Raw genomic sequence first — 25382 nt, 5'->3', positions numbered from 1 at the left:
GCGGCGATGCAAATCCTGCAACCGCCTTGGACGCGCGCCATCCCGGAAACGCCGAAACGAAAACGGGCGCCCCCGCAGGGACGCCCTTGATCATTTCGGCTGTCCGGGCGCAGGGCCGGACGGCTCAGGCCAGGGTGCTGTCGATGCCCTTGCAGGCTTCGACCAGGCCTTTCACGGCCTTGACCGAAGCGTCGAACATCTCTTGCTCCTGCTTGTTGAGCTTGATGTTGACGATGCGCTCGACGCCGCCGGCGCCGATCACGGTGGGCACGCCCACATACATGCCGTTCAGGCCGAATTCGCCGTCGCAATAGGCCGCGCAGGGCAGGACGCGCTTCTGGTCTTTCAGATAGGCTTCGGCCATTTCGATGGCGCTGGTGGCCGGGGCATAGAAGGCCGAGCCGGTTTTCAGCAGGCCGACGATCTCGGCGCCGCCGTCACGGGTACGCTGGACGATGGCGTCCAGTTTCTCTTGCGTGGTCCAGCCCATGTCTACCAGATCGGGGAGCGGGATGCCGGCGACGGTGGAATAGCGCACCGAAGGCACCATGGTGTCGCCGTGGCCGCCCAGAACGAAAGCGGTGACATCTTTCATCGAGACGTCGAATTCCGAGGCGAGGAAGTGACGGAAACGCGCCGAATCAAGCACGCCGGCCATGCCGCAGACCTTCTCGGCGGGCAGGCCGGAGAATTGTTGCAGCGCCCAGACCATGGCGTCGAGCGGGTTGGTGATGCAGATGACAAAGGCGTCGGGAGCGTTGTCGCGGATGCCTTCGCCGACCGATTTCATCACCTTGAGGTTGATGCCAAGCAGGTCGTCGCGGCTCATGCCGGGCTTGCGCGGTACGCCGGCGGTGACGATGCAGACATCGGCGCCGGCGATGTCGGCGTAATCCTGGGTGCCTTTGAGCCGGGCGTCGAAGCCCTCGGAGGGACCGGATTCCGCAATGTCGAGCGCTTTGCCCTCGGGGGTGCCTTCGGCAATGTCGAACAGGACAACGTCGCCCAGTTCCTTGAGCGCGACGAGGTGGGCGAGCGTGCCGCCGATCTGTCCTGCGCCGATCAGGGCAATCTTGGGTCTGGCCATGGGAATTTCTCCGGTCGGTGTTGAATTTGGCCGTTTGCGTAAGCCGGAATTCGGCGCGGCGCAAGTGCGCTGCGCTGCGGCGCCAAACGGCGCAACGGCTGGAAGTGCCGGGGTGATAGCGATAAAGACCGGGAAACAAGGGCAGTTAGACGAGGCGCAGATGCTGGAATTCTCCCCCGGATTTTTCGCCGTGGCGCTGCCTGCGGTGGTGTTTGCCGGGGTGTCCAAGGCCGGTTTCGGCTCGGGCGCGTCCTTTGCAAGTGCCTCGATTCTGGCGCTTGTTCTGCCGCCGGGCCTTGCCCTCGGGATCATGCTGCCGCTTCTGATGCTGATCGATCTGGCCAGCCTGCGGCCCTATTGGCGGCGCTGGTCCTGGCCCGAGGCACGGGCGCTGATGCTGGGCGCGCTGCCCGGCGTGGCGCTGGGGGCCTGGCTCTACCGGATCGCCGATGACGATGCCATCCGGTTGCTGATCGGGGTGATTTCGCTGGCGTTCGTGATCTGGCAGATCAGCCTGGCGCGCGGCTGGGTCACGCTGGGCGGGCGGCCGCTGCCGTTGCGCGGCGGCTATCTGTCGGGGATGACCGCCGGGTTCACCAGCTTCGTCAGCCATGCGGGCGGCCCGCCGGCGGCGGTCTTTCTGCTGGGCCGCAAGCTCGACAAGACCCGGTATCAGGCGACCACAGTGATCGTGTTCTGGGTGATCAACCTGTTCAAATTCGTGCCTTACAGCTTCCTCGGCATTTTCACCATCCAGACGCTGATTGCCGATCTCCTGCTTGCGCCCGCCGCGCTGATCGGGGCCTGGCTGGGGGTGAAGGCGCATCACATGATCCCCGAGCGGGCGTTTTTCGCGGTCACCTATGTGCTGCTGAGCTGCACCGGGGTGAAGCTGATCTGGGATGCCCTGGCATAGCGGTGTTCACAGGGGCGTCAGGTGTCACTGCCCTTGGCGGGCAGCGGCTCGGCCAGGGTTTCAAAGGCCTGGCCGGCGGCCATCAGGCAGGTGATGCCGTTGGCGGTGGTGACGGTGATCGTCCAGCTGCCGGTGTCGCGCGAGGCAAAAAGCTCCATCACCGCATTGTTGCCGCCGAGGCCCATGGATTGCCGGCTTTCGCCGTATTTTTCCGCCAGCCGCGCGATCACCGCGTCACGCGGGGCGCAATTGGGGGTGGTCTGGGCGCTGGCCCGATCGGCGGCCAGCGCCAGCAGGCAGGCGCCAAGGCCGAGGCTCAGTTCAAAGACGTTTTTCATGTCGGTCCCTCTGGTTGGGGCGGGCGTCTGACGCCGGCCGGTGGATGGGATCAGCCTGCGGCAAATGGGTTAATTCCGCGGTAAACCTGGCGCACGTTGCCTGTTTTCGGGGTTTCTGCTGCACTGCGGCACTTCACCCCTTGAACTTTTCGGAAATTAATGACCCTAATCCGCGCAACAATCTTGCAAGGAGGATCCTCTCGATGGATATGCGCGCGCGCCCTTATCGTTCCGTTCTCTATATTCCCGGCTCCAAGACCCGGGCGCTGGACAAGGCGCGGGGCATGGCGGTGGATGCGATCATCTTCGATCTCGAGGATGCGGTCTCGGTCGAGGAAAAGGCCAATGCCAGGGCGACGCTGGCCGCGGCTCTGTCCGAAGGCGGCTATGGCCCGCGGATGAGGATCGTGCGGATCAACGGGCTCGACACCGAATGGGGCCACCAAGACGCCCGGGCGGTGGTCGAGATGCGGCCCGACGCGGTGCTGCTGCCCAAGGTGAATTCCGCCGATGATCTCGATGCTCTGGCCGAGATCACCGGCGACCTGCCGATTTGGGCGATGATGGAGACGCCGCAAGGCATGTTGCGCGCCGAAGAGATCGCCGCCCATCCGAAACTCGCGGGCTTTGTCATGGGCACCAATGACCTTGCCAAGGATTTGCAATGCCGCTTCCGCGCCGATCGCTTGCCGCTGATGGCGTCGCTCGGGCTCTGCCTGCTGGCGGCCAAGGCGCATGGTGTGGTGATTGTCGATGGGGTCTACAATGCCTTCAAGGATGACGATGGACTGCGCAGCGAATGCCAGCAGGGCCGTGAGATGGGCATGGACGGCAAGACGCTGATCCACCCGGCGCAGGTGGCCATCGCCAACGAGGTCTTTGCGCCCTCGGGCGAGGACATCGATCTTGCCGGGCGCCAGATCGCCGCCTTCGAGGAGGCCGAGGCGAAGGGGCAGGGGGTGGCCGTCGTCGATGGCCGCATCGTCGAGAACCTGCATGTTGCCACGGCACGCGAGATACTGGCAAAAGCAGAGGCAATTGCAGCCCTCTCATCGGAGTAGCCTCATGTTTCTTCTTGTCCTCGGTCTCGCGCTCTGGGCGCTGGCACATTTCTTCAAACGTCTGCTCCCGGCCCGCCGCGCCGCGATGGGCGACAAGGGCAAGGGGGCGGTGGCGCTGGCGCTGGTTGTCTCGGTGGTGCTGATGGTGCTGGGCTATCGCGCGGCGCCGTTCGTCGATGTCTGGTATCCGCCGGAATGGGCGCGGCATCTCAACAACCTGATGGTGCTGATCGCGCTCTTCATGATGTCGCCCGCCCCCAAGAAAGGCCGCCTGCTCTCGGGCATGCGCCATCCGATGCTGATGGGCTTCGGCCTCTGGGCGCTGGCGCATCTGCTGGTCAATGGCGATGTCGCCTCGATCGTGCTGTTTGGCGGGCTGCTGGTCTGGGCCACGGCCGAGATTCTGGTGATCAACCGGGCCGAGCCGCGCTGGGTGGCGCCGGCGCCGGGCTCCTATGGCAAGGATGCCATGTTCTTTCTGGCCTCGATCGTGCTTCTGGGTGTGATCGGCTATATCCACGGGCTGATCGGCCCGTCTCCATTTCCGGGGTAACTAAATGAAACTCTATCGTTTTCTATCCGCCGACGACACGTCGGAATTCTGTCACAAGGTCTCGGCCGCGCTCGACAAGGGCTGGGCGCTCTACGGCGACCCGACCTATGCCTTTGACCATGCCAATGGCGTCATGCGCTGTGGTCAGGCGGTGACCAAGGAGGTCGAGGGTAAGTATTCGCCGGACATGAAGCTGGGGGCGCAGTAATGGCCGCGACGACGACCGCCAAGACCAACCCGGGCCGCTTCTTCGAGGATTACCGGCTGGGCGAGGTGATCCGCCACGCCGTGCCGCGCACCGTCTCTGGCGGCGAAAGGGCGCTTTATCATGCCCTGTACCCGGCGCGTCACGCGCTTTATTCCTCGGATGAATTCGCCCGCGGCGCGGGCCTGCCTTCCGCACCGGTCGATGATCTGGCGGCGTTCCATCTGGTGTTTGGCAAGACGGTGCCGGATATCTCGCTCAATGCCGTCGCCAACCTCGGCTATGCCGAGGGGCGCTGGCATCTTCCGGTCTATCCCGGCGACACCCTGCGCGCGGAAAGCGAGGTGATCGGGCTCAAGCAGAACTCCAACGGCAAATCCGGCGTGGTCTATGTCCGCACCCGGGGGCTCAACCAGCGCGACGAAATCGTATTGGATTATGTCCGCTGGGTCATGGTGCGCAAACGCGATCTCGCGGCGCCGGCACCGGAGACGGTGATCCCCGAACTGCAAAAGGTGATCCCGGCGGCGGATCTCGTGATCCCTGACGGGCTCGACTTTTCCGGCTATGATTTCGATCTGGCAGGCGAGCCGCACCGCTGGGGTGACTATGTGGTGGGCGAGACCATCGATCACGTCGATGGCGTCACCGTCGAAGAGGCCGAACACATGCTGGCCACCCGGCTCTGGCAGAACACCGCCAAAGTGCATTTTGATGCCACTTTCCGTCCCGACGGGCAGCGGCTGATCTACGGTGGGCATGTGATCTCGCTAGCGCGCGCGCTCAGCTTCAACGGGCTGGCCAATGCCCAGATGATCGTCGGGCTGAACGGCGGCGCACATGCCAACCCCTGTTATTCCGGGTTGACGGTCAAGGCCTGGTCAGAGGTGCTCGACAAGGCCGAGACCGGCGCGCCCGGCGTCGGCGCGATCCGGCTGCGGCTGGTGGCCACTTCCGGCGGCGATCCCTTCACCCTCAAGGGCGCGGACGGCAAGTACCTGAGCCATGTATTGCTCGATCTCGACTACTGGGCGCTGATGCCCGTCTGACCCAAAGGTAGGGCGGGTCTGCCCCATTGTCCCGCCCTCCAAACCGCGTGATCACACCCCTCCCGAGACCTCTTCGAGACCCTCCCGGGACGTGATCGCTAACATATACCTGATGAATTTAGGCAGGTATTTGCCGCCCGGATCTGCACCGAATCACCGGGTTTTCTGCATAGCGGCAATTTTGTGATCACTGCCTTCGAAGCTGTGATCACAAACCCCGAAAAATCCGCCAATTGGGCCAAAAAACCACGTCTTAACGGGGGCGCGCCCGGTGACACGCCGGAAAAAATCACTATCACCTATAGTCAAGAGAACCGAAAGGAACCGCCATGGCTGATGTGAACCGGGGCAATCGCCCGCTCTCTCCTTTCATGATTGGACCGTATTACCGGCCGCAGATCACCTCGATCTCGTCAATCATGGTCCGTCTCACCGGCATTGCTTCGCTCGGCAGCGCCTTCCTCGTGGTCTGGTGGCTGCTGGCGGCAGCGACTTCGGAAAGCGCCTTCGGCCTGATCGACGGCCTGCTGCGCAGCTGGTTCGGCGACCTGATCCTGCTGCTCGCCTCCTGGGCGATCTGGTATCACATGCTGGGCCGGCTGCGGCATGTGATCTGGGATTTCGGCTACGGGCTCTCGCTCGAGACCTCGGAAAAGATGGGCTGGGGCATGTTTATCGCCGCCACCGGTCTGGCCCTGTTCACGGCCATCGTGCTTTAAGGAGGCCTAGGATGAATTACCTGACAGATCGCAAACGCGCCGAAGGGCTTGGCTCGGGCCGCAAAGGCACGCATCACCACTGGAAAATGATGGTGACCTCGATCAGCCTTGTCGTGCTGGTGCCGCTGTTCGTCTTTGTCTTTGGCAGCGCGCTCGGCCGCAGCCAGGAAGCGGTCATGGCCTTCCTTTCGCGCCCGTTCCCGCTGATCGTGATCGCCATGGGGCTGATCGTGGGCCTGACCCACATCAAGATGGAAATTGACGAAGCAGTCGAGGATTACGTCCACGGCATCGCCCGCAAGCTGACCCTCGTGGCCACGGCGGCGCTGGTCTACACGCTGATGGTGGCCGGCCTTTTCGCTCTTTTGAAACTCGCCCTCTGATCCGCCGCGCGAGAAGGAAAACAACAATGACAGCAGCTTACGAATACGAGACGCATGATTATGACGTCGTTGTGGTGGGCGCCGGCGGTGCTGGCCTGCGCGCGACGCTGGGCATGGCCGAACAGGGCCTGCGCACCGCCTGTGTGACCAAGGTCTTTCCGACGCGCTCGCATACCGTGGCGGCACAGGGCGGTATCGCCGCTTCGCTTTCCAACATGGGCCCCGACCATTGGCAGTGGCACATGTATGACACGGTCAAGGGCTCCGACTGGCTCGGCGACACCGACGCGATGGAATACCTCGCGCGCGAGGCGCCCAAGGCGGTCTATGAACTCGAGCACTACGGCGTCCCGTTTTCGCGCACCGAGGAAGGCAAGATCTACCAGCGTCCCTTCGGCGGCCACACCACCGAGTTCGGCGAAGGCCCGGCCGTGCAGCGCACCTGCGCCGCCGCCGACCGCACCGGCCATGCCATCCTGCACACGCTCTACGGCCAGTCGCTGAAGCAGAAGGCCGAGTTCTACGTCGAATATTTCGCCATCGACCTGTTGATGAGCGAAGACGGCGCCTGTCAGGGCGTGCTCTGCTGGAAGCTCGACGACGGCACCATGCACGTCTTCAACGCCAAGACCGTGGTGCTGGCCACCGGCGGCTATGGCCGCGCCTATTTCTCCGCCACTTCGGCCCACACCTGCACCGGCGACGGCGGCGGCATGGTGGCCCGCGCCGGCCTGCCGCTTCAGGACATGGAGTTCGTCCAGTTCCACCCCACCGGCATCTACGGCTCCGGCTGCCTGATCACCGAAGGCGCGCGGGGCGAGGGCGGATACCTCACCAACTCCGAGGGCGAGCGCTTCATGGAGCGCTATGCACCGCAATACAAGGACCTGGCGCCGCGCGATTACGTGAGCCGCTCGATGACCATGGAAATCCGCGAAGGCCGCGGCGTCGGTGAGGACGGGGATCACATCCACCTCAACTTGTCGCATCTGCCGCCCGAGGCGCTGGCCGAACGCCTGCCGGGGATTTCCGAGAGCGCCAAGATCTTTGCCGGTGTCGATGTCACGAAAGAACCGATTCCGGTACTGCCGACGGTGCATTACAACATGGGCGGCATTCCGACCAACTACTGGGGCGAGGTGCTCAACCCCACCGCGGATGACCCCAACCGCGTGGTTCCCGGCCTGATGGCCGTGGGCGAGGCCGGTTGCGCCTCGGTGCATGGCGCCAACCGCCTCGGCTCGAACTCGCTGATCGACCTGGTGGTCTTTGGCCGCGCCGCCGCGATCCGTGCCGGCAAGGTGGTCGACGCCGAGAGCGCGGTGCCGACTGCGCCCAAGGCCGAGATCGACAAGGCCTTCGACCGGTTCGACGGGCTTCGCAACGCCAAGGGCGGCACGCCGACGGCCGAGCTTCGGCTCGAAATGCAGAAGACCATGCAGGAGGACGCCGCCGTTTTCCGCACCGCCGAGACCCTGTCGCAGGGTGTCGAGAAGATGACCAAGATCGCCGCCAAGCTTGACGATCTGCATGTCACCGACAGCTCGCTGATCTGGAACTCCGATCTGATGGAGACGCTGGAGCTGACCAACCTGATGCCCAATGCGCTGGCCACCATCGTCGGCGCCGAGGCGCGCAAGGAAAGCCGTGGCGCCCATGCCCATGAGGATCACCCCAAGCGTGACGACGAGAACTGGCGGGTACACACCATCGCCACGGTCGATGGCACCAAGGTCGATCTCAGCTTCCGCCCGGTGGTCAAGGACCCGCTGACCACAGAAGACGAGGGCGGTATCGCGCTGAAACGGATCGCGCCCAAGGAAAGGACGTTCTGATGAAGCTGACCCAGGTACTGACTCTCGCGGCGTTCTGCGTCGCTCCGGTCGCCGCGTTGTCCCAGTCTTATGGCGAAAAGGGCTGGATCGGCGAGGTGGATGCCAAATCCTATGTGGCCGCCGACGATCATTACGTCGCGCCGGGCAAGGAGGCCCGTGTCTATGTCGAGCCCGTGCGCGCGGCGCCGTCCGAGACTTTCGGCTGTGTCATGGGGCTGGGCGTGATGCAGCGCGGTACGCTGATCTGCCCGGGGCACTGACGTGACCGGAGTGACGGGCACGAGGGCCATCTCCCTCGCCGCGCTGGCGCTGGTGCTGGCCGCCTGTACGCCGGCGTCGCAGGACCAGTTGGCCCGTGGCGCGGCGAAATCCGTGGTGGCGCGTGCCGCCGCCGAGCGGCTGCCCGGCGTGCCGGTCGCGCCCTATACCGATTGCATCATCGACAATGCCACGTCGCAGCAGATTCTGGTGCTTGCGGCGGACAGCGTCACCGGGCCCACCGCCTCGACCTGGGAAATCATCACCGGGATTGCGCGCAAACCCGAGACCCTCCAATGCCTGCTGACCAATGGCGTCAGCGCCTTGCTGCAATAGGAGCAACGACATGGTACAACTGACCCTCCCCAAGAATTCCCGCATCAAGACCGGCAAGACCTGGCCCAAGCCCGAGGGCGCGACCAATGTTCGCAAGTTCCAGATCTATCGCTGGAGCCCGGAAGAGGGCGGCAATCCCACGGTCGACACCTATTTCCTCGACATGGACAAATGCGGGCCGATGGTGCTCGACGCGCTGATCAAGATCAAGAACGAGATCGACCCGACGCTGACTTTCCGCCGGTCGTGCCGCGAAGGCATCTGCGGCTCCTGCGCGATGAACATCGACGGGATCAACACGCTGGCCTGTATCTACGGCCTCGACGAGATCAGCGGCGACGTGAAGATCTATCCGCTGCCGCATATGCCGGTGGTCAAGGATTTGATCCCCGATCTGACGCATTTCTATGCCCAGCACGCCTCGATCATGCCCTGGCTGGAGACCAAGACCAATCGCCCGGCCAAGGAATGGAAGCAATCGATCGAGGACCGCAAGAAGCTCGACGGGCTTTATGAATGCGTGATGTGCGCGTCCTGCTCGACAGCCTGCCCGTCTTACTGGTGGAACGGCGACAAATACCTCGGGCCGGCGGCGCTGCTGCATGCCTATCGCTGGATCATCGACAGCCGCGACGAGGCCACCGGCGAGCGGCTGGACGATCTGGAGGATCCGTTCAAGCTCTATCGCTGCCACACCATCATGAACTGCACCAAGACCTGCCCCAAGGGGTTGAACCCGGCGGAGGCGATTGCCCACATCAAGAAGATGATGGTCGAACGCGCGGTCTGATCCCCGGGGCGCATTGGGCTTGGCGGCCCCGGATCACGTCCGGGGCAGGCCCCCGGACCGCGACAGGGGACGGGCCTCGCGCCCCAAGCTCTCCCCGTCCCGGACCTGATCCGGGACCTCCCCCGCGCCACGTAAACCGGCAGGCCGGTCGACAGCCGCCCCGCGCGAGCTAGATGTCATCCGGCACGCCAAGCCACCTGCGGTCCCATGATCATCCTTCTCGGCCTTCTGATCGCTTTTATCCTGCTGCTGATCTTTGCGCGGCCCGCGACGCGGCAGTGTCGCTGGCGGGAGCGACGCGGAGCGGAGGAGAGCCAGTGGCACTGCGTCTATTGCGGCGCGCAGACCCGGGGCGCGCCGGGCAGGCCGCCGGATTTCTGCTTGCGCGATCAAGGGCCACCGCTAGGCTGAGGCAATGCAATTCCTGTGCCCGCCCGAGCTGCTCGACCGTATTCCGCATCCGCAGCCGGCGGCGAAATTCCTGCCGCGGTGGTTTCGCGACCTGCCGCGCGAGATGGGCCTGCGCGATGCCCATGGGCTGCCGGGGCTGACGGTGCGGGCCTGCCTGCCGGTGGCAGACATCATGGCGCTGGGCTGGATCATCCCGCTGCCCTTCGACATTTCCGCCGGCGTCGACCCGGACACCGGCCAGTTGCAGTTCCGCTGGGCCGAGGGTCTGCCCTTCGCTCCGATCGAACAGCACCACCCCGGTCAGATCGGCGCCGGCCGGCCGCCGTTTCAGGCCGTCCAGCCGCTGAAGTTCCTCAATCCCTGGCGTGTGATCCTGCCGGCGGGCTGGTCAGCCGCCTTCCTGCATCCGCAGAACCATTTCGAGCTGCTCTTCCGGGCGTTTTCCGGAGCGGTGGATTGTGACGCGCTGGAGGTGCCGGTGAATGTGCCCTTTGTCTGGCAGGCGCCGAACGCCGAGGCGCATCTGCCCGCCGGAACGCCGATGGTTCAGGTCGTGCCCTACGAACGAAAGGCGATGACGGGTGCCGCGCAAGTGCGCGCCGAGAGCGTCGACGAACAGGCCGCCCGGGCGGTGGCGCATCGCCGCAAACACAGCGAAGAATCGATCTATGCCCGCGAATGGCGTCGGCGGCACGAGCGCGGCGGCTAGGTCTGCTCCCGGCGCATGGCGAGCTTGCGGACGCGGGGGCTGCGCCGGGCGGTCCCGGCCTTGTCTCAGAGGTGGGGACGGAGCCTTGCGGCCAAAGATACTGCCATGAAAACCTGCGAGAAAATCGGTGCAGAACCCGCGCCGGCCGCGCTGGATCAGGCTTGGGCCTGTTCCACGCCAGAGACGCTGCCGGCTTCTGATGCGCGGGTCTCGTCCGCTGCGCCGGTCGCCTGACGACCGGTAGTTTCGCGCCCTGATCGGCCAAAAGGCCGGGGCGCGGAAAAATCCCCGGAGCGGGCAAATTTCCTCTTGATCGAATCCCGCTTCCGCTCCATATGCGGCTTCAAGACGCCAACGCACGCGCCTCTGTCGAGGTGGGCAATGCAACACCCACGCGGTTACGTAGCGACGGTAACGTCTCCCTTGGAACTGAGCGGTCTGCGCCGGGAAACCGGAATGGCCGGGTCTGATTGGAGATGACCATGAACGCATATGTAACCGGGCTCACCGCTCGCGACAGCTCTTTTGTCACCACTGCAAACACCGATCAGCCCGCCGTTTCGCGCGTCGAGGCTTATATCCGCGCGCAGGATTTTGCCCGCCCGACGCTGGTGATCGACACCGAGGCCGTGGCCCGCCAATTCGCTGCGCTGGCGCAGGGCCTGGGCCGCGCGCGCATCCATTATGCCGTCAAGGCCAACCCGGCGCCCGAGATTCTGCGCAAGCTGCACTCGCTGGGCTCGAACTTCGATGCCGCCAGCCGGGTCGAGCTTCAGATGTGCCTCGATGCCGGTGCCGCGCCCGAGCAGCTGTCTTTCGGCAACACCATCAAACGCGCGTCGGATATCGCCTGGGCGCATGAGCAGGGGATCGACCTCTTTGCCGTCGATGCCGAGGAAGAGATCGAGAAGATCGCCGCCAATGCGCCCGGCGCCCGCGTCTACCTGCGCATCATCGTCGATGCGACCGAGGCCGAATGGCCGCTGACCCGCAAGTTCGGTTCGGGCCGCGACAAGGCACTGGCGCTGATCGCGATGGCCAAGGACTACGGGCTGAACCCGGTCGGCCTGTCGTTCCACGTCGGCAGCCAGACCCGTCGCGCCGCGATGTGGGCGCCGATCCTCGATCAGGTGGCCGCCGTCTGGCATGCTGCGAAAGCCGAGGGCCACGAGTTGACCCTGCTGAACATCGGCGGCGGCTTCCCGGCGTTCTACGGTCGCGAGATCGACGCGCCGGCGCTTTATGCCGCCGAGGTCATGCGTCTGGTGCAGGAGCGGTTTGGCGACGTGCCCGAGATCATGGCGGAGCCGGGCCGGGGCCTGGTGGCCGAGGCCGGTATGATCGCCGCCGAGGTGCTGCTGGTGTCGAAGAAATCCGACGATGACCTGCACCGCTGGGTCTATCTCGACATTGGTCGTTTTTCCGGCCTGGCCGAGACCGAAGGCGAGGCGATCCGCTATCAATTCGCCACCGAGCGCGACCACGAGACAACCGGTGCCTGCATTCTTGCCGGCCCGTCCTGCGACAGCGCCGACGTGCTCTATGAAAAACAGCCGGTGCAGCTGCCGCTCGGGCTGCGCGCCGGCGACAAGGTGATGATCCGCGCCTGCGGGGCTTATACCTCGACCTATGCCAGCGTCGGCTTCAACGGCTTCCCGCCGCTGGACGTGGTGGCGATCTGATCCGGGAGCGCCCCGGGGCAAGAACCGAGCTGCTGACTTGATGAGTAAACGGGGGCGACGCGGCCGGCGTTGCCCCCGTTTGCCGTTTGCGGGCTTGCCAAGGCTGCGCCCGCCCTGTCAGATCGCGGCAAACGACAGGAGTTCTCGATGTCCCAGATGCCCGCCGATGCCGAAGAGCGCCGCGCCGTCCCGCCGGTGATCTGCTACCCGCCGGAGACGCTGCCCGACCCGCAACTGGCGCTGAAACAGGCGGCCCGTGCGGGTGCGGAAAAGCTCTCCGAGGTGCGGGTGCCGCCGCGCGAGGCACGGTGTTTCGAGGTGAAGGCCGGGCAGTTCGTGCGCATCACCTCGGTCGAGGGGCCGCAGGTGGGTGATCTGAACCTGTGGAATGCGCAGGATCTGGGTGAGCGGTTCTTTTCGGGCAAGACAAGGGCGTTGCATGGCACCCATGTGAGTACCGGCGACAGGCTCTGGTCGTCGCTGCCGCATCTGCGGGCGATGGCGACGGTGGTGGCGGATACGCTGGACTGGTACGGGATCGACGAGTTCGGCGGCGCGGTGCATGACGTGATCGGCACCCGCTGCGATCCCTATACCGGCCACCTTCTGTCGGGGGTGCAATATCATCATTGCTGCCATTCCAACCTGACGCGGGCGCTGGCCGAGGCCCGCGGGCTGCCGCTGGAACATGCCGAATTGCATGTGCATGACGTGCTCAATGTCTTCATGTGCACCGGCTTCACCCGCGACACCGGGCAGTATTTCATGAAGGCCAGCCCGGTGCGCCCCGGCGATCACTTCGAACTTTTTGCCGAGATCGACCTGCTGGGCGCGCTGAGCGCTTGTCCGGGTGGCGATTGCTCGGCCGAGCACACCTCGGATGCGGCGGCCTGCCATCCGCTGCTGGTGGAAGTTTTTGCGCCGGCACCCGAGGCGCTGGCCGGGTGGGAGCCGGCGCCGGCCAACGGCTATGACCGGACACACGGGCTGGGCTGAGGTGTCCAGGGGCGAGAGGCCGGCGCGGCGGGTGCTTCAGGACGGGGGCGGGGCCTCTGCCTGGTGGATGAAGTGCAGCCGGTCGAAGCTGGCGCGCCAGGCGGCGACATCGGCGGCCAGGGTTTCCGGCGCATCGGCGGTAAGCGCCCTGGCGACAAGCCGGGCCAGTTCCGGCGCGTGCGCGTCGGTCATGCCCCAGCGCACCAGCTCCGGCGTGCCGATGCGCAAGCCGTTCATGTCGCCTTCGACCGGATCGCCGGGCAGGCCGATGCCGCAGGCGAGGAAACCGGCCTTGCGCAGGGACTTCGAGGCCGCCTGACCGCCGCCGAAGTTTTCGGCACGCAGGGCGAACTGATGCGACCGGGTGGCGCCATCTGACGTGCGGAACACCGGCAACCCTTCCGAAGCCATGTCGCGGGCCAGGGCGCGGGCCAGGGTGACCATCTGCGCCGCATAGGCCTGGCCATGATCGCGCCAGTCGAGCAGCGATACCGCGAGAGCGGCGGATTTGGCGGCGTCGAAATTGGCGGTGAGACCGGGAAAGGCGATCTGCTCCAGCCGCTGGGCGATCTCGGCGTCGCGGGTGACAATCAGCCCGCCGGGCGGGCCGCCGAGCGATTTGTAGGTGCTCATGGTGATCAGATGCGCGCCGTCATCGAGCGGATTGGGCCAGGCGCCGCCGGCGATGATGCCGCATTGATGCGCGGCGTCGAACAGCAGGCGGGCGCCGGTCTGATCGGCGATCGCGCGGATCTCGCGCACCGGATGCGGCAGCAGGTTGAGGCTGCCGCCGATGGTGATCAGCCGCGGCTCCACCGCCTCGGCCAGATCGGCCAGCGCCGCGAGATCGACGGTGTAGCCGTCGGCATCGACCGGCGCCTCGTAGATCGTCAGCCCGTAGAGCCCGGCGGCCCCGCTATCGTGATGGGTGACATGGCCGCCGATCTCGGCCGGTGGCACGATCACCGCGTCGCCGGGCTTGCACAACGCCATGAAGGCAAAGAGATTGGCCATTGCGCCCGAGGGCACGCGAATTTCGGCATGGGTCGCGTCAAAGACCTCGCAGGCCAGTTCGGCAGCAATCACCTCGATCTCTTCGATCGCCTCGAGCCCCATCTCGTATTTGTCGCCGGGATAGCCGAGCGAGGGCCGGGTGCCGATGCCGCTCGACAACAGCGCCTCGGCCGCGGGATTCATCACGTTGGTGGCAGGGTTGAGGTTGAAACACTCGCGCTCGTGGATGCGCCGGTTCATCGCCGCCAGCGTGGTAATGCGGCTGGCGATCTCGGCGCTGTCGCCGGTGGCGGTGCGGCCGGCGATCTTGTCGATCAGCGTGGCGCTGCGCTCGGGCAGCCACGCGCGGGCCGCGAGTTTGGCGGTGGGGTCGGACATGCTTGGCCTCGTGGGTTTTCTGCCCGGCCACTCAACCTTGTCGCGGTCGCCGGTGTAAACCCATTATCGCCCGGGCGGTCATCAGCCGCGGGCGGCGCGGCGCTCGCGGCGGACGCGAAATACCTCTTCACGCGGGGTCCAGGTGTAGCGGCTGTCCTTCAGGGTCTGGACCCAGAACAGGGTGCCGCCCAGGCGCCAGGGGTCGAGCACGATGCCGTCATATAGCGACTGGCCGCGCTGCGACAGGATGACGGTGGAATGCTCGAGCAGAAGATTGTCCCAGTTGGCCACCGCGCGGTGCAGTTCCAGCGAACCGAAGCGTTCCTGCTTCAGGCGCTTTTCCAGATCGTCGGCCCAATGATAACACAGGCCCCGCGGCTTCAGCCCGAGGTTGACCTTGGAATTGTGGACCAGCGGCGGATCCTCGATCTCGTAGAGTTTCGCCAGCCGCCAGGTCTCGGAATAGGCCACCGTTGCGGCGCGAGTTGCCTCTTCCGGATCGACCTCCGGGCCCAGCATCTGCAACGCCCGGGTCAGCGCCTGTTCGTCTTCGGGGGTGGCCAGTGTCGGGCCATAGGTGCCGGGGGCCGCACAGGCAGACAGCCCGGCGGCGGGCAGCGCCATGAGAAAGAAGCGTCGGGTGAGGGCGGGCATGGGTATCCTGCGTGTGGCCGGGTCTGGCCCACGTTTTAGCGCACTCACCGGCACTGTCGAGCCACCCGGGCTTGCCGGATGGCCGATTGTTGCCCATTGGCAGGCAGCTAGCGAATGCGGTGCACCCGTGTGCCCTGATCGTTCACCAGCGTGTTGCGGTCGACGATGCGCAGGGGAAAGGCGCCGCTCACCGTTTCGACAAAGGGGCCGGTGTCGAGGAAATAGGTCGCCGACCCCTTGAGGACCAGCACGAAGTCAGTCTCGGAGGCGTTCTGGATCTCGTAGGTGCCGTCGAAAGTGAAGTTCAGCTGCTGGGTATAGCCGCGCGCGGTCATCTCGACCTGGCCATAGCCTTCATAGGTCTTGTCGCGGCGGTATTCCGTGGTGCCGGTGATCCGCGCGCTTTCGACGCCCGACATTTGCATCTGTTCCGGATCGGAACGCCAGGTGCCGGTGAGAAAGGCCACGCCGTCAAAGCTGGGGGTGACCGGCGCCGGCGGTGGGGCGGCGGCGAGGATGTCTTGCAACTGTGCCACCTCCTTGGCGCGTTTCCATTCGGTCATGCCCTCCATCCAGACATAGGTCTCACCGGTCAGCTCGCCGCTGGAGACTTTCCGCTTGAGCTCTGCGGCAGCGAACGGCCCCGTGGTGGCGCCGCCGGCGGCAATATAGATCGCCAGCACCGGGTCGGCGGGCGGTGGCGGCGGCGGTGTGGCCTTGCGGTCGTCATCGGCGGGGGGCGGGGGCGGCGGCGTGACACGCGTGTCGGGCACATCCGGCGTGCCGTCGCCTCCGGGCGGCTGCGGGGTGATCGAAATCGGCGGGGTCGGCGCCTCGCCTTCGGCGGGTTTGGCGCCGGCACCCAGCTTGTCGAAAAGGCCGGGGGTGCTGAAGGTCACCTGCGCCTCGGCCGGGGAAAAGTGGGCGAGGCTCGCAAGAAGAAAGACGGCACAAAGGCCGCGGATGAGACAAGTCATCGTTAAAACTCCCTTGATTCAATGGCCGCAGCATAGCAGATGCGCCGCCGCTCCCAAAGGACGCGGCGCCGGCACACGGAAATTGTCAGAGAGGCGAACTGCCGGGACGGGGCCGGGGTCCGCTCAGAGCATCGCGGGCACCACCTGATCGGGCGGGCGATGGCCATCGGCAAAGGTCTTGATGTTCAGCAGCACCTTTTCGCCCATCTCGAGCCGGCCCTCGAGCGTGGCCGAACCCATATGCGGCAGCAGCGCCACGTTGGGCATGTTGCGCAGGTCGGGGTTGATGGTGGCGCCATGTTCATAGACGTCGAGCCCGGCGCCGGCGATCTCGCCCGCCTTGAGCATACGGGTCATGGCGTTTTCGTCGATCACCTCGCCGCGCGAGGTGTTGACGATGACTGCGCTGGGTTTCATCAGCTTGAGCCGCCGGGCGTTCATCAGGTGAAAGGTCGAGGGGGTGTGCGGACAATTGACCGAGATCACATCCATTCGCGCCACCATCTGGTCGAGGCTTTCCCAATAGGTGGCGTCGAAGCGCTCTTCCACTTCGGGGCGCAGCCGGCGGCGGTTGTGGTAATGCACCTGCATGCCAAAGGCCATGGCGCGGCGGGCCACCGCCTGGCCGATATGGCCCATGCCGAGGATGCCGAGCCGGCGGCCACCGACCCGTCCGCCGAGCATCGCCGAAGGCGACCAGCCGCCCCAGTCGCCGGTCTGCATCAGCGCGAGGCCCTCGGGAATGCGACGGGTGACGGCGAGGATCAGCGACATCGCCATATCGGCCGTGTCCTCGGCCGAGACGCCCGGGGTATTGGAGACCAGAACGCCCCGGCTGCGTGCGGTGGCGACGTCGATGTGATCGACCCCGGCGCCGTAGTTGGCGATCAGCTTGAGCCGCTCGCCGGCGCCTGAGATCAGCCCGGCGTCAATGGTGTCGGACAGGGTTGGAACTATGACATCGGCCTCTTGCATTGCGGCGGCCAGCTCCTGCCGGCTCATCGGCGTGTCGGCTTCGCGCAGGCGCACGTCGAAGAGTTCGGTCAACCGGGTTTCTACCACCTCGGGCAAGCGTCGCGTAACGACAACACTCAGGCGTTTTGATGGCATGTGCTCCCGGCTCCTTCTTCCCATCGGGGTCGTCTTGGGGGCACACTGCCGCAGAGCACGCGGAGGCACAAGAACCCCGTGGCGAATAAACGATTGGCAGGCAGTGCAAGGTGACTGACATGGTGTCGCGGGCCACGCGAACGGGCGCTATCGGCGCGGTGATACTGAGTTTCTGGATGGGGATGGCCGCCGCGCAGGAGACGCGCGGACCGGTGACGAACCTGCCTTTGCCTCGGTTCGTCTCGCTCAAGGCGAACGAGGGCAACGTGCGGCGCGGCCCGTCGTTGAGCCACCGCATCGACTGGGTGTTCAAGCGGCGCGACATGCCGCTCGAGGTGACGGCCGAATATGGCCACTGGCGCCGGGTGCGCGACCGCGAAGGCGCCGGCGGCTGGGTGCATTACGCGCTGCTCTCGGGGTCGCGGACGGTGATTGTCGATGCTGATCTGCTGGCGCTGCATGTGCGCCCCGACGGGCGCACGCCGGTCAAGGCGCGGCTGGAGCGCGGTGTGATCGCGCGGCTGGGTGATTGCGATCTGGAATGGTGCCAGGTGAGTTCCGGCGGCTACAAGGGCTGGGCCGAGAAACGCGCGCTCTGGGGCGTGGCCCCGGACGAAATCCGCGAATAAGGCCCTGACGCGGCGCCAAGGTCGCCGCGCCGGGCCGCGCGGGCCGCTCAGCCCTTGAAGGCCGCTTCCAGCGCGATCTCGACCATGTCGCCAAAGCTCTTTTCGCGCTGTTCCGAGGGCAGCGCCTCGCCGGTCAGCAGGTGGTCCGAAACCGTCAGCACCGCCAGCGCCCGCACCTTGTGACGCAGCGCGAGGATGTAGAGCTCGGCCGCCTCCATCTCGACCCCGAGAATGCCGTGACGGGTCATCTGCTCGTTCAGGTCGGGGCGCTCGTCATAAAAGACATCCGAGGAATAGATGCCGCCCACATGGGTCGGCGTGCCGCGCGCCTCGGCCGCATCGGCGGCGGCGCGCAGCAGGCCGTAGTCGGCGCAGGGCGCAAAGTTCAGCTCGCGCAGGATGCCGCGCGACGGCGTCGAAAGCGTAGTCGAGGTCATGGCGATGATGATGTCGCGGACCTTCACCGCCTCCTGCATCGCGCCGCAGGAACCGATGCGGATCAGGGTCTTGGCGCCGTAGTCGCGGATCAGCTCGTTGGCATAGATCGACAGCGAGGCCATGCCCATGCCCGAGCCCTGGATGGTGACCCGCTGGCCTTTCCAGGTGCCGGTATAGCCCAGCATACCGCGCACCTCGTTGATGCAGACCGCATCTTCGAGAAAGGTCTCTGCCGCCCAACGCGCCCGGTAGGGGTCGCCCGGCATGAGCACGGTTTCCGCGATATCGCCGGGGTTGGCCCCGATGTGAATGGTCATGGCACACTCCGCTGCGCAATTATGATGCGCAAAGAGTGACATCGGGGCTTTCGGATCACAAGTGGCGCGGATTATGTGCATTAGCGATTGAAGACGGGCGACTTATCCTTAAAGTTGAATTCGGGGGCAAAAGGGAAGGCATGACGTCATGTCGACCGTAGCATTGGTGTTCGGCCTTGGCGCCGGGGGACTGGCCCTCGCGGCTTTCTATCTTGCGCTCCGGCAATCGAAGCGGGCGGCGGAAGAGACCGCGGCGCTGCGCGAACGCAACAGCGCGCTGGTGGCGGAAAACGCCCGGCTTCTCAACATGGTGGAATTCGACGATCTGACCGACGCCCGCTCGCGCCGCTATCTGCGAGAGCTCTTTGCCCGCTCCCGGCAGGATGGCACCAATGCGATGATCTTTGTCGATCTCGACGAATTCAAGAGCGTCAACGACGGCTTCGGCCACCGCGCCGGCGACGGATTTCTGCGCCGGATCGCCCAGGCACTGCGCGACGAATGCCGCGAGACCGAGACCCTGTTTCGCCATGGCGGCGATGAATTCTGCATCTACCTGCAAGGCATCGCGTTGCCCGAAGCGGTGCAGCGGGCCGGCACCTTCGTGCAGGTGGTGCGGGAGACATCGGTCGATGTCAGCGGCGTCAACGTGCGCCGCACCGCCAGCGCCGGGGTGGCGCAGGTCGATCCCGGGCAGGACATGATGGGCGCGCTCTATTATGCCGACGAGGCGCTATATGCCGCCAAGCAGGCCGGCGGAAATTGCGTGCGGGCGACCGAAGGCGAAACCCTGAAAACGATGATCGCCCGCCGCACCGGGCCGCGCGCCGAGGATCTGGCCGAGGCCATCCGGCGCGAGGAGATCACTTATTACGTTCAGCCGATCTATGACACGCGGGCCGGTCGCGCGGTGGGGGTCGAGGCGCTGATCCGCTGGGTGCGCAGCGATGGCGACGTGCTCTTGCCGGCCAAATTCATCGACATGATGACCCGCAGCCAGCACCGCGAGCTGTCGCCGCCTGACAGCGTCTCGGTCGACGTGGCCCAGAGCTTCTGCCCGGCCAATGACCGGCTTTATTGCGCCTTCAATATCTCGTCGCGCTTTCTCGAACGTTCGGTCGAGGACAACATGCACTTTGCCCGGAGCCTGACCCGCGGGCTCGACCCGTCGCAGGTGGTGCTCGAGCTGGTCGAGAGTGCCGCGATCCGCAATCCCGAGCGTGCGCGCGACATGCTGCAACAGCTGCGCGCCCATGGCATCCGCATTGCGCTTGACGACTTCGGCACCGGCTTTTCCAATCTGGAGCGGCTTCAGGAATACGAGGTCGATATCGTCAAGATCGACCGCCGGTTCGTGCACGGTCTTGGTACGGGGCAGGGCGATCGCGGCATTCTGCGGGCCCTGCATGCGCTGTCGCTCGACATGGGCTTTTCGGTGATTGCCGAAGGGGTCGAGACCGAGCAGGAACTGCGCGCCCTTCAGGAAATTGGGATCTATGATGCCCAGGGTTATCTTCTGGGCCGCCCCGAAACCGTGAGCTATTGGCAAAGCCGCATTGGCCAGCCGCTGTCGCCTGGCCTCTGCCTGCGCAAAACCGCCTGACGTCGGCGGCTATTCCGCCGCCACCGACTGTGGATCGGCTAGGGTGACGATATCGGCCATGATGGTGTTGAGCTCGAAATCCTTGGGCGTATAGACCCGCGCCACGCCCATGGTCAGCAGCCTGCGGGCGTCCTCGTCGGGGATGATGCCGCCGACGATCACCGGCACATTCCCGAGGCCGGCGGCGCGCATCCTGTCCATCAGGTCCTCGACCAGCGGGATGTGACTGCCCGAGAGGATCGAGAGTCCGACCACATGCGCCCTGTCGGTTTCGGCGGCGGCGACGATTTCCTCGGGCGTCAGGCGGATGCCTTCGTAAGAGATGTCCATGCCGCAATCGCGGGCGCGATAGGCGATCTGTTCGGCGCCGTTGGAATGCCCGTCGAGCCCCGGCTTGCCCACCAGGAACTTGAGCCGGCGGCCCAGCCGGTCGCTGACCGCATCCACCGCGCTGCGCAGATCGTCGAGGTTTTCGGTGCGATTGGATTGTGACGGCGAGACGCCGGTGGGGCCGCGATATTCGCCATAGGCCCGCCGCATCTCGGCTGCCCATTCGCCAGTGGTGACCCCGGCCTTGGCCGCTGCGATCGATGGCGGAACAATATTGCCGCCGTCCCGCGCGGTGGCGCGCAGATCGGCCAGCGCGGCCTCGACCGCCACGGCATCGCGGGTGTTGCGCCAGTCGGCAAGGCGGTCGATCTGCTCCTGTTCCACCGCCGGATCGACCACCATGATCCCGCCATCCGCGGTCATCAGGGGTGAGGGTTCGGTCTGGGTCCATTTGTTGACGCCGACCACCGTGGTCTCGTTGCTCTCGATCCGGCCGAGACGTTCGGCATTGGCATCGACCAGCCGCGACTTCATGTATTCGATCGAGCTGACCGCGCCGCCCATGCTGTCGAGATTGGCCAACTCGTGGCGGGCGCCGTCCTTCAGTTTCTCGACCTTGGCTTCGACCGCCGGGTTGCCGTCAAACAGATCGTCGAATTCCAGCAGGTCGGTCTCGTATGCCAGGATCTGCTGCATTCGCATCGACCATTGCTGATCCCAGGGGCGGGGCAGGCCCAGCGCCTCGTTCCAGGCGGGCAATTGCACCGCCCGGGCACGGGCCTTTTTCGACAGCGTCACCGCCAGCATCTCGATGAGGATGCGGTAGACGTTGTTTTCCGGCTGTTGCTCGGTCAGGCCGAGGCTGTTGACCTGCACGCCATAGCGAAAGCGGCGCATCTTGGGATCGGTGATGCCATAACGGGTGGCGCAGATCTCGTCCCAGAGGTCGACAAAGGCGCGCATCTTGCACATCTCGGTGACAAAGCGGATGCCGGCGTTGACGAAGAAGGAGATGCGGCCGACGACGGTGGGGAAATCCTCTTCCGGGATACGCGGCTTCAGCTCGTCGAGCACCGCCGTTGCCGTGGCAAGCGCAAAGGCCAGCTCCTGCTCGGGCGTCGCGCCGGCCTCTTGCAGGTGATAGGAACAGACGTTCATCGGGTTCCACTTGGGGATGTTGGTGTAGCAGTATTCGGCCACATCCGCGATCATCTTGAGGCTGGGTTTCGGCGGGCAGATATAGGTGCCGCGCGACAGGTATTCCTTGATCAGGTCGTTCTGCACCGTGCCTTGCAATTTCGCCGTGTCCGCGCCCTGTTCCTCGGCCACCGCGATATAAAGTGCCAGCAGCCAGGGGGCGGTGGCGTTGATCGTCATCGAGGTGTTCATCTCTTCCAGCGGGATCTGATCGAAGAGCGTGCGCATGTCGCCCAGGTGACAGATCGGCACGCCGACCTTGCCCACTTCACCGCGCGCCAGCACGTGATCGCTGTCGTATCCGGTCTGGGTCGGCAAGTCGAAGGCCACGGAGAGGCCGGTCTGCCCCTTGGCGAGGTTGCCGCGATAGAGCGCGTTCGAGGCCTTGGCGGTGGAGTGGCCCGCATAGGTACGGATGAGCCAGGGACGATCTGTCTTGGTTTCGGTCATATCGGCCTCTCGATTCGGGTGCGCAATTTTGTTTCGTTCCGGATGTGATAAGCGAAAGAATATGGCGCTGTCAATTCGCTGCGTTGCGGCGTGCGACTTATGTTTACGCAAATGCAGCAAAATGCAAATGTCGCGCCATGTCAGGCACTGTCCAAATCCCGATATGGCTGTTTTTGCTGATCCTTGCCTTCGCAACGATCACCTTCGCCTCGCATTTTCTCTTTCCTTCGGTGCGCTGGTTTCTGCGCCGCAGGATGGAACGGGTCGTCACCCGCATCAACGAGCGGCTGGAACGGCCGATCCATCCGTTCAAGCTGGCGCGGCGGACCGACATGATCCAGCGGCTGGTCTATGACCCCCAGGTGACCGAGGCGATCGTCGACTATGCCCGTGAACAGGGGGTGCGCGAAGACGTGGCCTTCGAAAAGGCGCGCGACTATGCCCGCGAAATCGTGCCGTCGTTTTCGGCCACCGCCTATTTCGGATTTGCCATCCGGGCCGCGCGCTGGTTGTCGCGCTCGCTCTACGAAGTGCGGCTGAACCGCGCCGACAGGGGGGCGCTGGCCGAGATCGATCCACAGGCGACAGTGGTCTACGTGATCAATCACCGCTCCAACATGGATTACGTGCTGGTCACCTACCTGGCGGCGGAAAGTTCGGCTCTGGCCTATGCGGTGGGCGAATGGGCGCGGGTCTGGCCGCTCTCGGGGCTGATCCGGTCGATGGGGGCCTATTTCATCCGGCGCAAGTCGCGCGACGATCTCTATCGCCGGGTGCTGGCGCGTTACGTGGCGATGGCGACGGCGGGCGGCATCAATCAGGCAATGTTCCCCGAGGGCGGGCTGAGCCTCGATGGCGCGCTGGCGCCGCCCCGGGTGGGGTTGTTGAAATACATCGTCGATGGCTGGGATGCCGAGGGGCGCGACGTGGTCTTTGTGCCGGTGGCGCTGAATTATGACCGGGTGCTCGAGGACCGGGTGCTGATCGCCGCCGGCCAGTCCGGTGAGCGGCGCTTTCGCGGCAAGCTGGGCGAGGCCCTGGCCTTTCTCGGCCGGCATGTCTGGCTGCGCATCACCGGCCGTTTTCGCCGGTTCGGCTGCGCCGCAGTGAGCTTTGGCCCGCCGCTGGGCCTGCGCGATTTCGTGCGCGAGCGGGGCCGCAGGCCGGAAGCGCTGGCGGCGCTTCTGATGGGCCGGATCGCGGAAGCAATGCCGGTGCTGCCGGTGCCTCTGGTGGCGCAGGTGCTGCGTGACGGCAGGGCGCGCAGCATGGCCGAAATCACCGCCGCCGCCGAAGGCATCGCGCCAAGGGACACGGGCGATCTGGTGCAGGCCGGGATCGCCGGCATGCTTACCCGCAAGCTCATCCGCGAAACGCCCGAGGGCTATCAGATGCTGCCCGAACAGGCCGATGCGGTGCATTTCTACGCCAATTCCATCGCCCATCTGGAACTGTCGGGTTCTGCGGCTGCACAGTAAATTTCTGCATCGGCTCGGTTATAAAATTACAAAACTGCGACATTGTGTGTTGCAATGTTGCGCAGCCGTGCGTATTTCATACAAACAGCCCGCGATTCTGCGTTGCGGCACGATTTGACCAAGGAGGCCCCTATGGCACTGGACACGCACGGCGGCATTGCCGCCTATGAGGCGCCTGAAAAGGACCTGTATGAACTGGGCGAAATGCCCCCGCTGGGCTTTGTGCCCAAGCAGATGTACGCTTGGGCGATCCGCAAGGAACGCCACGGCGAGCCGGACACGGCGATGCAGCTCGAAGTCGTCGACGTGCCGCAGCTAGACAGCAACGAAGTGCTGGTTCTCGTGATGGCGGCGGGCGTGAACTATAATGGCGTCTGGGCCTCGCTCGGCCAGCCGATCAGCCCGTTCGACGGCCACAAGGCACCGTATCACATCGCCGGCTCGGATGCCTCGGGCATCGTCTGGGCAGTGGGTGACAAGGTCAAGCGCTGGAAGGTCGGCGACGAGGTGGTGATCCACTGCAACCAGGACGACGGTGACGACGAGGAATGCAACGGCGGCGACCCGATGTATTCCTCCAGCCAGCGGATCTGGGGCTACGAGACGCCGGATGGCTCCTTTGCCCAGTTCACCAACGTGCAGGCGCAGCAGCTGATGCCGCGGCCCAAGCATCTGACCTGGGAAGAGGCGGCCTGTTACACGCTGACGCTGGCCACTGCCTACCGGATGCTCTTCGGCCACGAGCCGCATGACCTCAAGCCGGGCCAGAACGTGCTGGTCTGGGGCGCCTCGGGCGGCCTCGGCTCTTATGCGATCCAGTTGATCAATACCGCCGGCGCCAATGCCATCGGCGTGATCTCGGACGAGAGCAAGCGCGATTTCGTCATGAGCCTCGGCGCCAAGGGCGTGCTCAACCGCAAGGATTTCAATTGCTGGGGCCAGCTGCCCACGGTGAACACGCCGGAATATGCCGAGTGGTTCAAGGAAGCGCGCAAGTTCGGCAAGGCGATCTGGGACATCACCGGCAAGGGCGTGAACGTCGACATGGTCTTTGAACACCCCGGCGAGGCGACCTTTCCGGTCTCGACCTTCGTGGTGAAAAAGGGCGGCATGGTGGTGATCTGCGCCGGCACGACAGGTTTCAACCTGACCTTTGATGTGCGTTACATGTGGATGCACCAGAAACGGCTTCAGGGTTCGCATTTTGCCCATCTGAAACAGGCGGCGGCAGCCAACAAGCTGATGCTCGAGCGGCGGCTCGATCCCTGCATGTCGGAAGTCTTCGAATGGAACGACCTGCCGGCGGCGCATATGAAGATGCGGCGCAACGAGCACAAGCCGGGCAATATGTCGGTGCTGGTGCAGGCGCCCCGGACCGGGTTGCGCACCTTCGAGGACGCGCTGGAGGCCGGCCCGAAGGGCTGAGGCCCGCCGAAACCCCAGGCTGCGGCCCGCGCTGCCCCCAGAGGGCGCTGCGGG

The 25382-nt window shown here is 65.1% G+C and carries 27 protein-coding genes; 19 read left to right on the top strand and 8 right to left on the bottom strand.

The window, feature by feature from the left end; translation table 11 throughout:
• Positions 1 to 124: 124 nt before the first annotated feature.
• Complete coding sequence (gene mdh / locus AC0J5K_RS13055; RefSeq protein WP_048532699.1) at positions 125 to 1087, bottom strand: malate dehydrogenase; 963 nt, start codon at positions 1085 to 1087, stop codon at positions 125 to 127.
• A 160-nt stretch (positions 1088 to 1247) separates the two neighbouring features.
• On the opposite strand from mdh, the gene AC0J5K_RS13050 reads away from it, so the two are divergent.
• On the top strand, positions 1248 to 2003 hold the full coding sequence (locus AC0J5K_RS13050; protein WP_048532698.1) for a sulfite exporter TauE/SafE family protein: 756 nt from the start codon (positions 1248 to 1250) through the stop codon (positions 2001 to 2003).
• A gap of 17 nt (positions 2004 to 2020) precedes the next feature.
• Here AC0J5K_RS13050 and AC0J5K_RS13045 read toward each other — a convergent pair whose 3' ends face one another.
• Complete coding sequence (locus AC0J5K_RS13045) at positions 2021 to 2341, bottom strand: hypothetical protein (RefSeq protein WP_274565975.1); 321 nt, start codon at positions 2339 to 2341, stop codon at positions 2021 to 2023.
• A gap of 203 nt (positions 2342 to 2544) precedes the next feature.
• On the opposite strand from AC0J5K_RS13045, the gene AC0J5K_RS13040 reads away from it, so the two are divergent.
• From AC0J5K_RS13040 to AC0J5K_RS12975, 14 genes are all read left to right on the top strand, one after another.
• A complete protein-coding gene (locus AC0J5K_RS13040; protein WP_274565974.1) occupies positions 2545 to 3402 on the top strand; it encodes an HpcH/HpaI aldolase/citrate lyase family protein in 858 nt (285 codons plus the stop codon).
• A gap of 4 nt (positions 3403 to 3406) precedes the next feature.
• On the top strand, positions 3407 to 3955 hold the full coding sequence (locus AC0J5K_RS13035) for an NnrU family protein (protein ID WP_074836333.1): 549 nt from the start codon (positions 3407 to 3409) through the stop codon (positions 3953 to 3955).
• 4 nt (positions 3956 to 3959) lie between these two features.
• Complete coding sequence (locus tag AC0J5K_RS13030) at positions 3960 to 4163, top strand: DUF1737 domain-containing protein (RefSeq protein WP_048532691.1); 204 nt, start codon at positions 3960 to 3962, stop codon at positions 4161 to 4163.
• Entirely contained in the window at positions 4163 to 5209 is a 1047-nt protein-coding gene (locus AC0J5K_RS13025; RefSeq protein WP_048532688.1) for a MaoC family dehydratase, read from the top strand. Before AC0J5K_RS13030 ends, AC0J5K_RS13025 begins: the two co-directional genes overlap by 1 nt.
• Before the next feature lie 329 nt (positions 5210 to 5538).
• A complete protein-coding gene (gene sdhC, locus AC0J5K_RS13020) occupies positions 5539 to 5928 on the top strand; it encodes a succinate dehydrogenase, cytochrome b556 subunit (RefSeq protein WP_048532686.1) in 390 nt (129 codons plus the stop codon).
• Positions 5929 to 5939: 11 nt separating this feature from the next.
• Positions 5940 to 6311 (top strand): succinate dehydrogenase, hydrophobic membrane anchor protein, encoded by a 372-nt coding sequence (sdhD, locus tag AC0J5K_RS13015; protein ID WP_274565973.1) that lies wholly within the window; start codon positions 5940 to 5942, stop codon positions 6309 to 6311.
• Between the two features lie 26 nt (positions 6312 to 6337).
• On the top strand, positions 6338 to 8146 hold the full coding sequence (gene sdhA / locus AC0J5K_RS13010) for a succinate dehydrogenase flavoprotein subunit (RefSeq protein WP_048532683.1): 1809 nt from the start codon (positions 6338 to 6340) through the stop codon (positions 8144 to 8146).
• Positions 8146 to 8406: a hypothetical protein gene (locus AC0J5K_RS13005; protein WP_074836343.1), complete on the top strand. Its 261-nt coding sequence runs from the start codon at positions 8146 to 8148 to the stop codon at positions 8404 to 8406. Before sdhA ends, AC0J5K_RS13005 begins: the two co-directional genes overlap by 1 nt.
• A 1-nt stretch (position 8407) precedes the next feature.
• Positions 8408 to 8740, top strand: a complete 333-nt coding sequence (locus tag AC0J5K_RS13000) for a hypothetical protein (RefSeq protein WP_048532679.1) — start codon at positions 8408 to 8410, stop codon at positions 8738 to 8740.
• A gap of 10 nt (positions 8741 to 8750) precedes the next feature.
• Positions 8751 to 9530 carry a succinate dehydrogenase iron-sulfur subunit gene (locus AC0J5K_RS12995; RefSeq protein ID WP_048532678.1) on the top strand — a complete coding sequence of 260 codons (780 nt, stop codon included), beginning with the start codon at positions 8751 to 8753 and terminating at the stop codon, positions 9528 to 9530.
• 415 nt (positions 9531 to 9945) lie between these two features.
• Complete coding sequence (locus AC0J5K_RS12990) at positions 9946 to 10650, top strand: hypothetical protein (protein ID WP_274565972.1); 705 nt, start codon at positions 9946 to 9948, stop codon at positions 10648 to 10650.
• A 105-nt stretch (positions 10651 to 10755) separates the two neighbouring features.
• A complete protein-coding gene (locus AC0J5K_RS12985) occupies positions 10756 to 10884 on the top strand; it encodes a hypothetical protein (RefSeq protein WP_274565971.1) in 129 nt (42 codons plus the stop codon).
• Between the two features lie 248 nt (positions 10885 to 11132).
• Positions 11133 to 12332, top strand: a complete 1200-nt coding sequence (locus AC0J5K_RS12980) for a type III PLP-dependent enzyme (protein ID WP_274565970.1) — start codon at positions 11133 to 11135, stop codon at positions 12330 to 12332.
• A gap of 147 nt (positions 12333 to 12479) precedes the next feature.
• On the top strand, positions 12480 to 13328 hold the full coding sequence (locus AC0J5K_RS12975) for an urea carboxylase-associated family protein (protein WP_074836349.1): 849 nt from the start codon (positions 12480 to 12482) through the stop codon (positions 13326 to 13328).
• A 36-nt stretch (positions 13329 to 13364) separates the two neighbouring features.
• Here AC0J5K_RS12975 and AC0J5K_RS12970 read toward each other — a convergent pair whose 3' ends face one another.
• From AC0J5K_RS12970 to AC0J5K_RS12955, 4 genes are all read right to left on the bottom strand, one after another.
• Positions 13365 to 14720: a serine hydroxymethyltransferase gene (locus tag AC0J5K_RS12970; RefSeq protein WP_074836351.1), complete on the bottom strand. Its 1356-nt coding sequence runs from the start codon at positions 14718 to 14720 to the stop codon at positions 13365 to 13367.
• Between the two features lie 81 nt (positions 14721 to 14801).
• A complete protein-coding gene (locus AC0J5K_RS12965; protein ID WP_074836352.1) occupies positions 14802 to 15374 on the bottom strand; it encodes a hypothetical protein in 573 nt (190 codons plus the stop codon).
• 107 nt (positions 15375 to 15481) lie between these two features.
• The gene (locus AC0J5K_RS12960) at positions 15482 to 16351 is read right to left on the bottom strand and encodes a DUF4339 domain-containing protein (protein WP_074836354.1); all 870 of its coding nucleotides are present in this window, start codon (positions 16349 to 16351) and stop codon (positions 15482 to 15484) included.
• Positions 16352 to 16474: 123 nt separating this feature from the next.
• Entirely contained in the window at positions 16475 to 17461 is a 987-nt protein-coding gene (locus AC0J5K_RS12955; protein WP_048532665.1) for a 2-hydroxyacid dehydrogenase, read from the bottom strand.
• 176 nt (positions 17462 to 17637) lie between these two features.
• On the opposite strand from AC0J5K_RS12955, the gene AC0J5K_RS12950 reads away from it, so the two are divergent.
• On the top strand, positions 17638 to 18090 hold the full coding sequence (locus AC0J5K_RS12950; RefSeq protein WP_244526479.1) for an SH3 domain-containing protein: 453 nt from the start codon (positions 17638 to 17640) through the stop codon (positions 18088 to 18090).
• 47 nt (positions 18091 to 18137) lie between these two features.
• Here the strand turns inward: AC0J5K_RS12950 and deoD are convergent, their stop codons facing one another.
• Positions 18138 to 18845 (bottom strand): purine-nucleoside phosphorylase, encoded by a 708-nt coding sequence (deoD, locus tag AC0J5K_RS12945; RefSeq protein WP_274565969.1) that lies wholly within the window; start codon positions 18843 to 18845, stop codon positions 18138 to 18140.
• A gap of 148 nt (positions 18846 to 18993) precedes the next feature.
• Here deoD and AC0J5K_RS12940 point away from each other — a divergent pair, with 148 nt between their 5' ends.
• On the top strand, positions 18994 to 20448 hold the full coding sequence (locus AC0J5K_RS12940) for a putative bifunctional diguanylate cyclase/phosphodiesterase (protein WP_274565968.1): 1455 nt from the start codon (positions 18994 to 18996) through the stop codon (positions 20446 to 20448).
• Between the two features lie 9 nt (positions 20449 to 20457).
• On the opposite strand, the gene AC0J5K_RS12935 is transcribed toward AC0J5K_RS12940, so the two are convergent.
• The gene (locus AC0J5K_RS12935) at positions 20458 to 22425 is read right to left on the bottom strand and encodes a protein meaA (RefSeq protein ID WP_274565967.1); all 1968 of its coding nucleotides are present in this window, start codon (positions 22423 to 22425) and stop codon (positions 20458 to 20460) included.
• 137 nt (positions 22426 to 22562) lie between these two features.
• Here AC0J5K_RS12935 and AC0J5K_RS12930 point away from each other — a divergent pair, with 137 nt between their 5' ends.
• Both AC0J5K_RS12930 and ccrA read left to right on the top strand, forming a co-directional pair.
• Entirely contained in the window at positions 22563 to 23903 is a 1341-nt protein-coding gene (locus AC0J5K_RS12930; RefSeq protein ID WP_074836362.1) for a 1-acyl-sn-glycerol-3-phosphate acyltransferase, read from the top strand.
• 132 nt (positions 23904 to 24035) lie between these two features.
• Positions 24036 to 25328 (top strand): crotonyl-CoA carboxylase/reductase, encoded by a 1293-nt coding sequence (gene ccrA / locus AC0J5K_RS12925; protein ID WP_074836364.1) that lies wholly within the window; start codon positions 24036 to 24038, stop codon positions 25326 to 25328.
• Positions 25329 to 25382: the final 54 nt, after the last annotated feature.

The sequence above is a fragment of the Marinovum sp. E3 genome, assembly GCF_055755275.1.
Note: the sequence above shows the minus strand (reverse complement) of the source record. Positions and strands in the feature narration are given on the sequence as shown.

What these genes read in the sequence shown, in the direction of transcription:
- mdh (WP_048532699.1), bottom strand. Translation starts at nt 1,087, where the DNA reads ATGGCCAGACCCAAGATTGCCCTGATCGGCGCAGGACAGATCGGCGGC.
- AC0J5K_RS13050 (WP_048532698.1), top strand. Translation starts at nt 1,248, where the DNA reads ATGCTGGAATTCTCCCCCGGATTTTTCGCCGTGGCGCTGCCTGCGGTG.
- AC0J5K_RS13045 (WP_274565975.1), bottom strand. Translation starts at nt 2,341, where the DNA reads ATGAAAAACGTCTTTGAACTGAGCCTCGGCCTTGGCGCCTGCCTGCTG.
- AC0J5K_RS13040 (WP_274565974.1), top strand. Translation starts at nt 2,545, where the DNA reads ATGGATATGCGCGCGCGCCCTTATCGTTCCGTTCTCTATATTCCCGGC.
- AC0J5K_RS13035 (WP_074836333.1), top strand. Translation starts at nt 3,407, where the DNA reads ATGTTTCTTCTTGTCCTCGGTCTCGCGCTCTGGGCGCTGGCACATTTC.
- AC0J5K_RS13030 (WP_048532691.1), top strand. Translation starts at nt 3,960, where the DNA reads ATGAAACTCTATCGTTTTCTATCCGCCGACGACACGTCGGAATTCTGT.
- AC0J5K_RS13025 (WP_048532688.1), top strand. Translation starts at nt 4,163, where the DNA reads ATGGCCGCGACGACGACCGCCAAGACCAACCCGGGCCGCTTCTTCGAG.
- sdhC (WP_048532686.1), top strand. Translation starts at nt 5,539, where the DNA reads ATGGCTGATGTGAACCGGGGCAATCGCCCGCTCTCTCCTTTCATGATT.
- sdhD (WP_274565973.1), top strand. Translation starts at nt 5,940, where the DNA reads ATGAATTACCTGACAGATCGCAAACGCGCCGAAGGGCTTGGCTCGGGC.
- sdhA (WP_048532683.1), top strand. Translation starts at nt 6,338, where the DNA reads ATGACAGCAGCTTACGAATACGAGACGCATGATTATGACGTCGTTGTG.
- AC0J5K_RS13005 (WP_074836343.1), top strand. Translation starts at nt 8,146, where the DNA reads ATGAAGCTGACCCAGGTACTGACTCTCGCGGCGTTCTGCGTCGCTCCG.
- AC0J5K_RS12995 (WP_048532678.1), top strand. Translation starts at nt 8,751, where the DNA reads ATGGTACAACTGACCCTCCCCAAGAATTCCCGCATCAAGACCGGCAAG.
- AC0J5K_RS12990 (WP_274565972.1), top strand. Translation starts at nt 9,946, where the DNA reads ATGCAATTCCTGTGCCCGCCCGAGCTGCTCGACCGTATTCCGCATCCG.
- AC0J5K_RS12985 (WP_274565971.1), top strand. Translation starts at nt 10,756, where the DNA reads ATGAAAACCTGCGAGAAAATCGGTGCAGAACCCGCGCCGGCCGCGCTG.
- AC0J5K_RS12980 (WP_274565970.1), top strand. Translation starts at nt 11,133, where the DNA reads ATGAACGCATATGTAACCGGGCTCACCGCTCGCGACAGCTCTTTTGTC.
- AC0J5K_RS12975 (WP_074836349.1), top strand. Translation starts at nt 12,480, where the DNA reads ATGTCCCAGATGCCCGCCGATGCCGAAGAGCGCCGCGCCGTCCCGCCG.
- AC0J5K_RS12970 (WP_074836351.1), bottom strand. Translation starts at nt 14,720, where the DNA reads ATGTCCGACCCCACCGCCAAACTCGCGGCCCGCGCGTGGCTGCCCGAG.
- AC0J5K_RS12965 (WP_074836352.1), bottom strand. Translation starts at nt 15,374, where the DNA reads ATGCCCGCCCTCACCCGACGCTTCTTTCTCATGGCGCTGCCCGCCGCC.
- AC0J5K_RS12960 (WP_074836354.1), bottom strand. Translation starts at nt 16,351, where the DNA reads ATGACTTGTCTCATCCGCGGCCTTTGTGCCGTCTTTCTTCTTGCGAGC.
- AC0J5K_RS12955 (WP_048532665.1), bottom strand. Translation starts at nt 17,461, where the DNA reads ATGCCATCAAAACGCCTGAGTGTTGTCGTTACGCGACGCTTGCCCGAG.
- AC0J5K_RS12950 (WP_244526479.1), top strand. Translation starts at nt 17,638, where the DNA reads ATGGGGATGGCCGCCGCGCAGGAGACGCGCGGACCGGTGACGAACCTG.
- deoD (WP_274565969.1), bottom strand. Translation starts at nt 18,845, where the DNA reads ATGACCATTCACATCGGGGCCAACCCCGGCGATATCGCGGAAACCGTG.
- AC0J5K_RS12940 (WP_274565968.1), top strand. Translation starts at nt 18,994, where the DNA reads ATGTCGACCGTAGCATTGGTGTTCGGCCTTGGCGCCGGGGGACTGGCC.
- AC0J5K_RS12935 (WP_274565967.1), bottom strand. Translation starts at nt 22,425, where the DNA reads ATGACCGAAACCAAGACAGATCGTCCCTGGCTCATCCGTACCTATGCG.
- AC0J5K_RS12930 (WP_074836362.1), top strand. Translation starts at nt 22,563, where the DNA reads ATGTCAGGCACTGTCCAAATCCCGATATGGCTGTTTTTGCTGATCCTT.
- ccrA (WP_074836364.1), top strand. Translation starts at nt 24,036, where the DNA reads ATGGCACTGGACACGCACGGCGGCATTGCCGCCTATGAGGCGCCTGAA.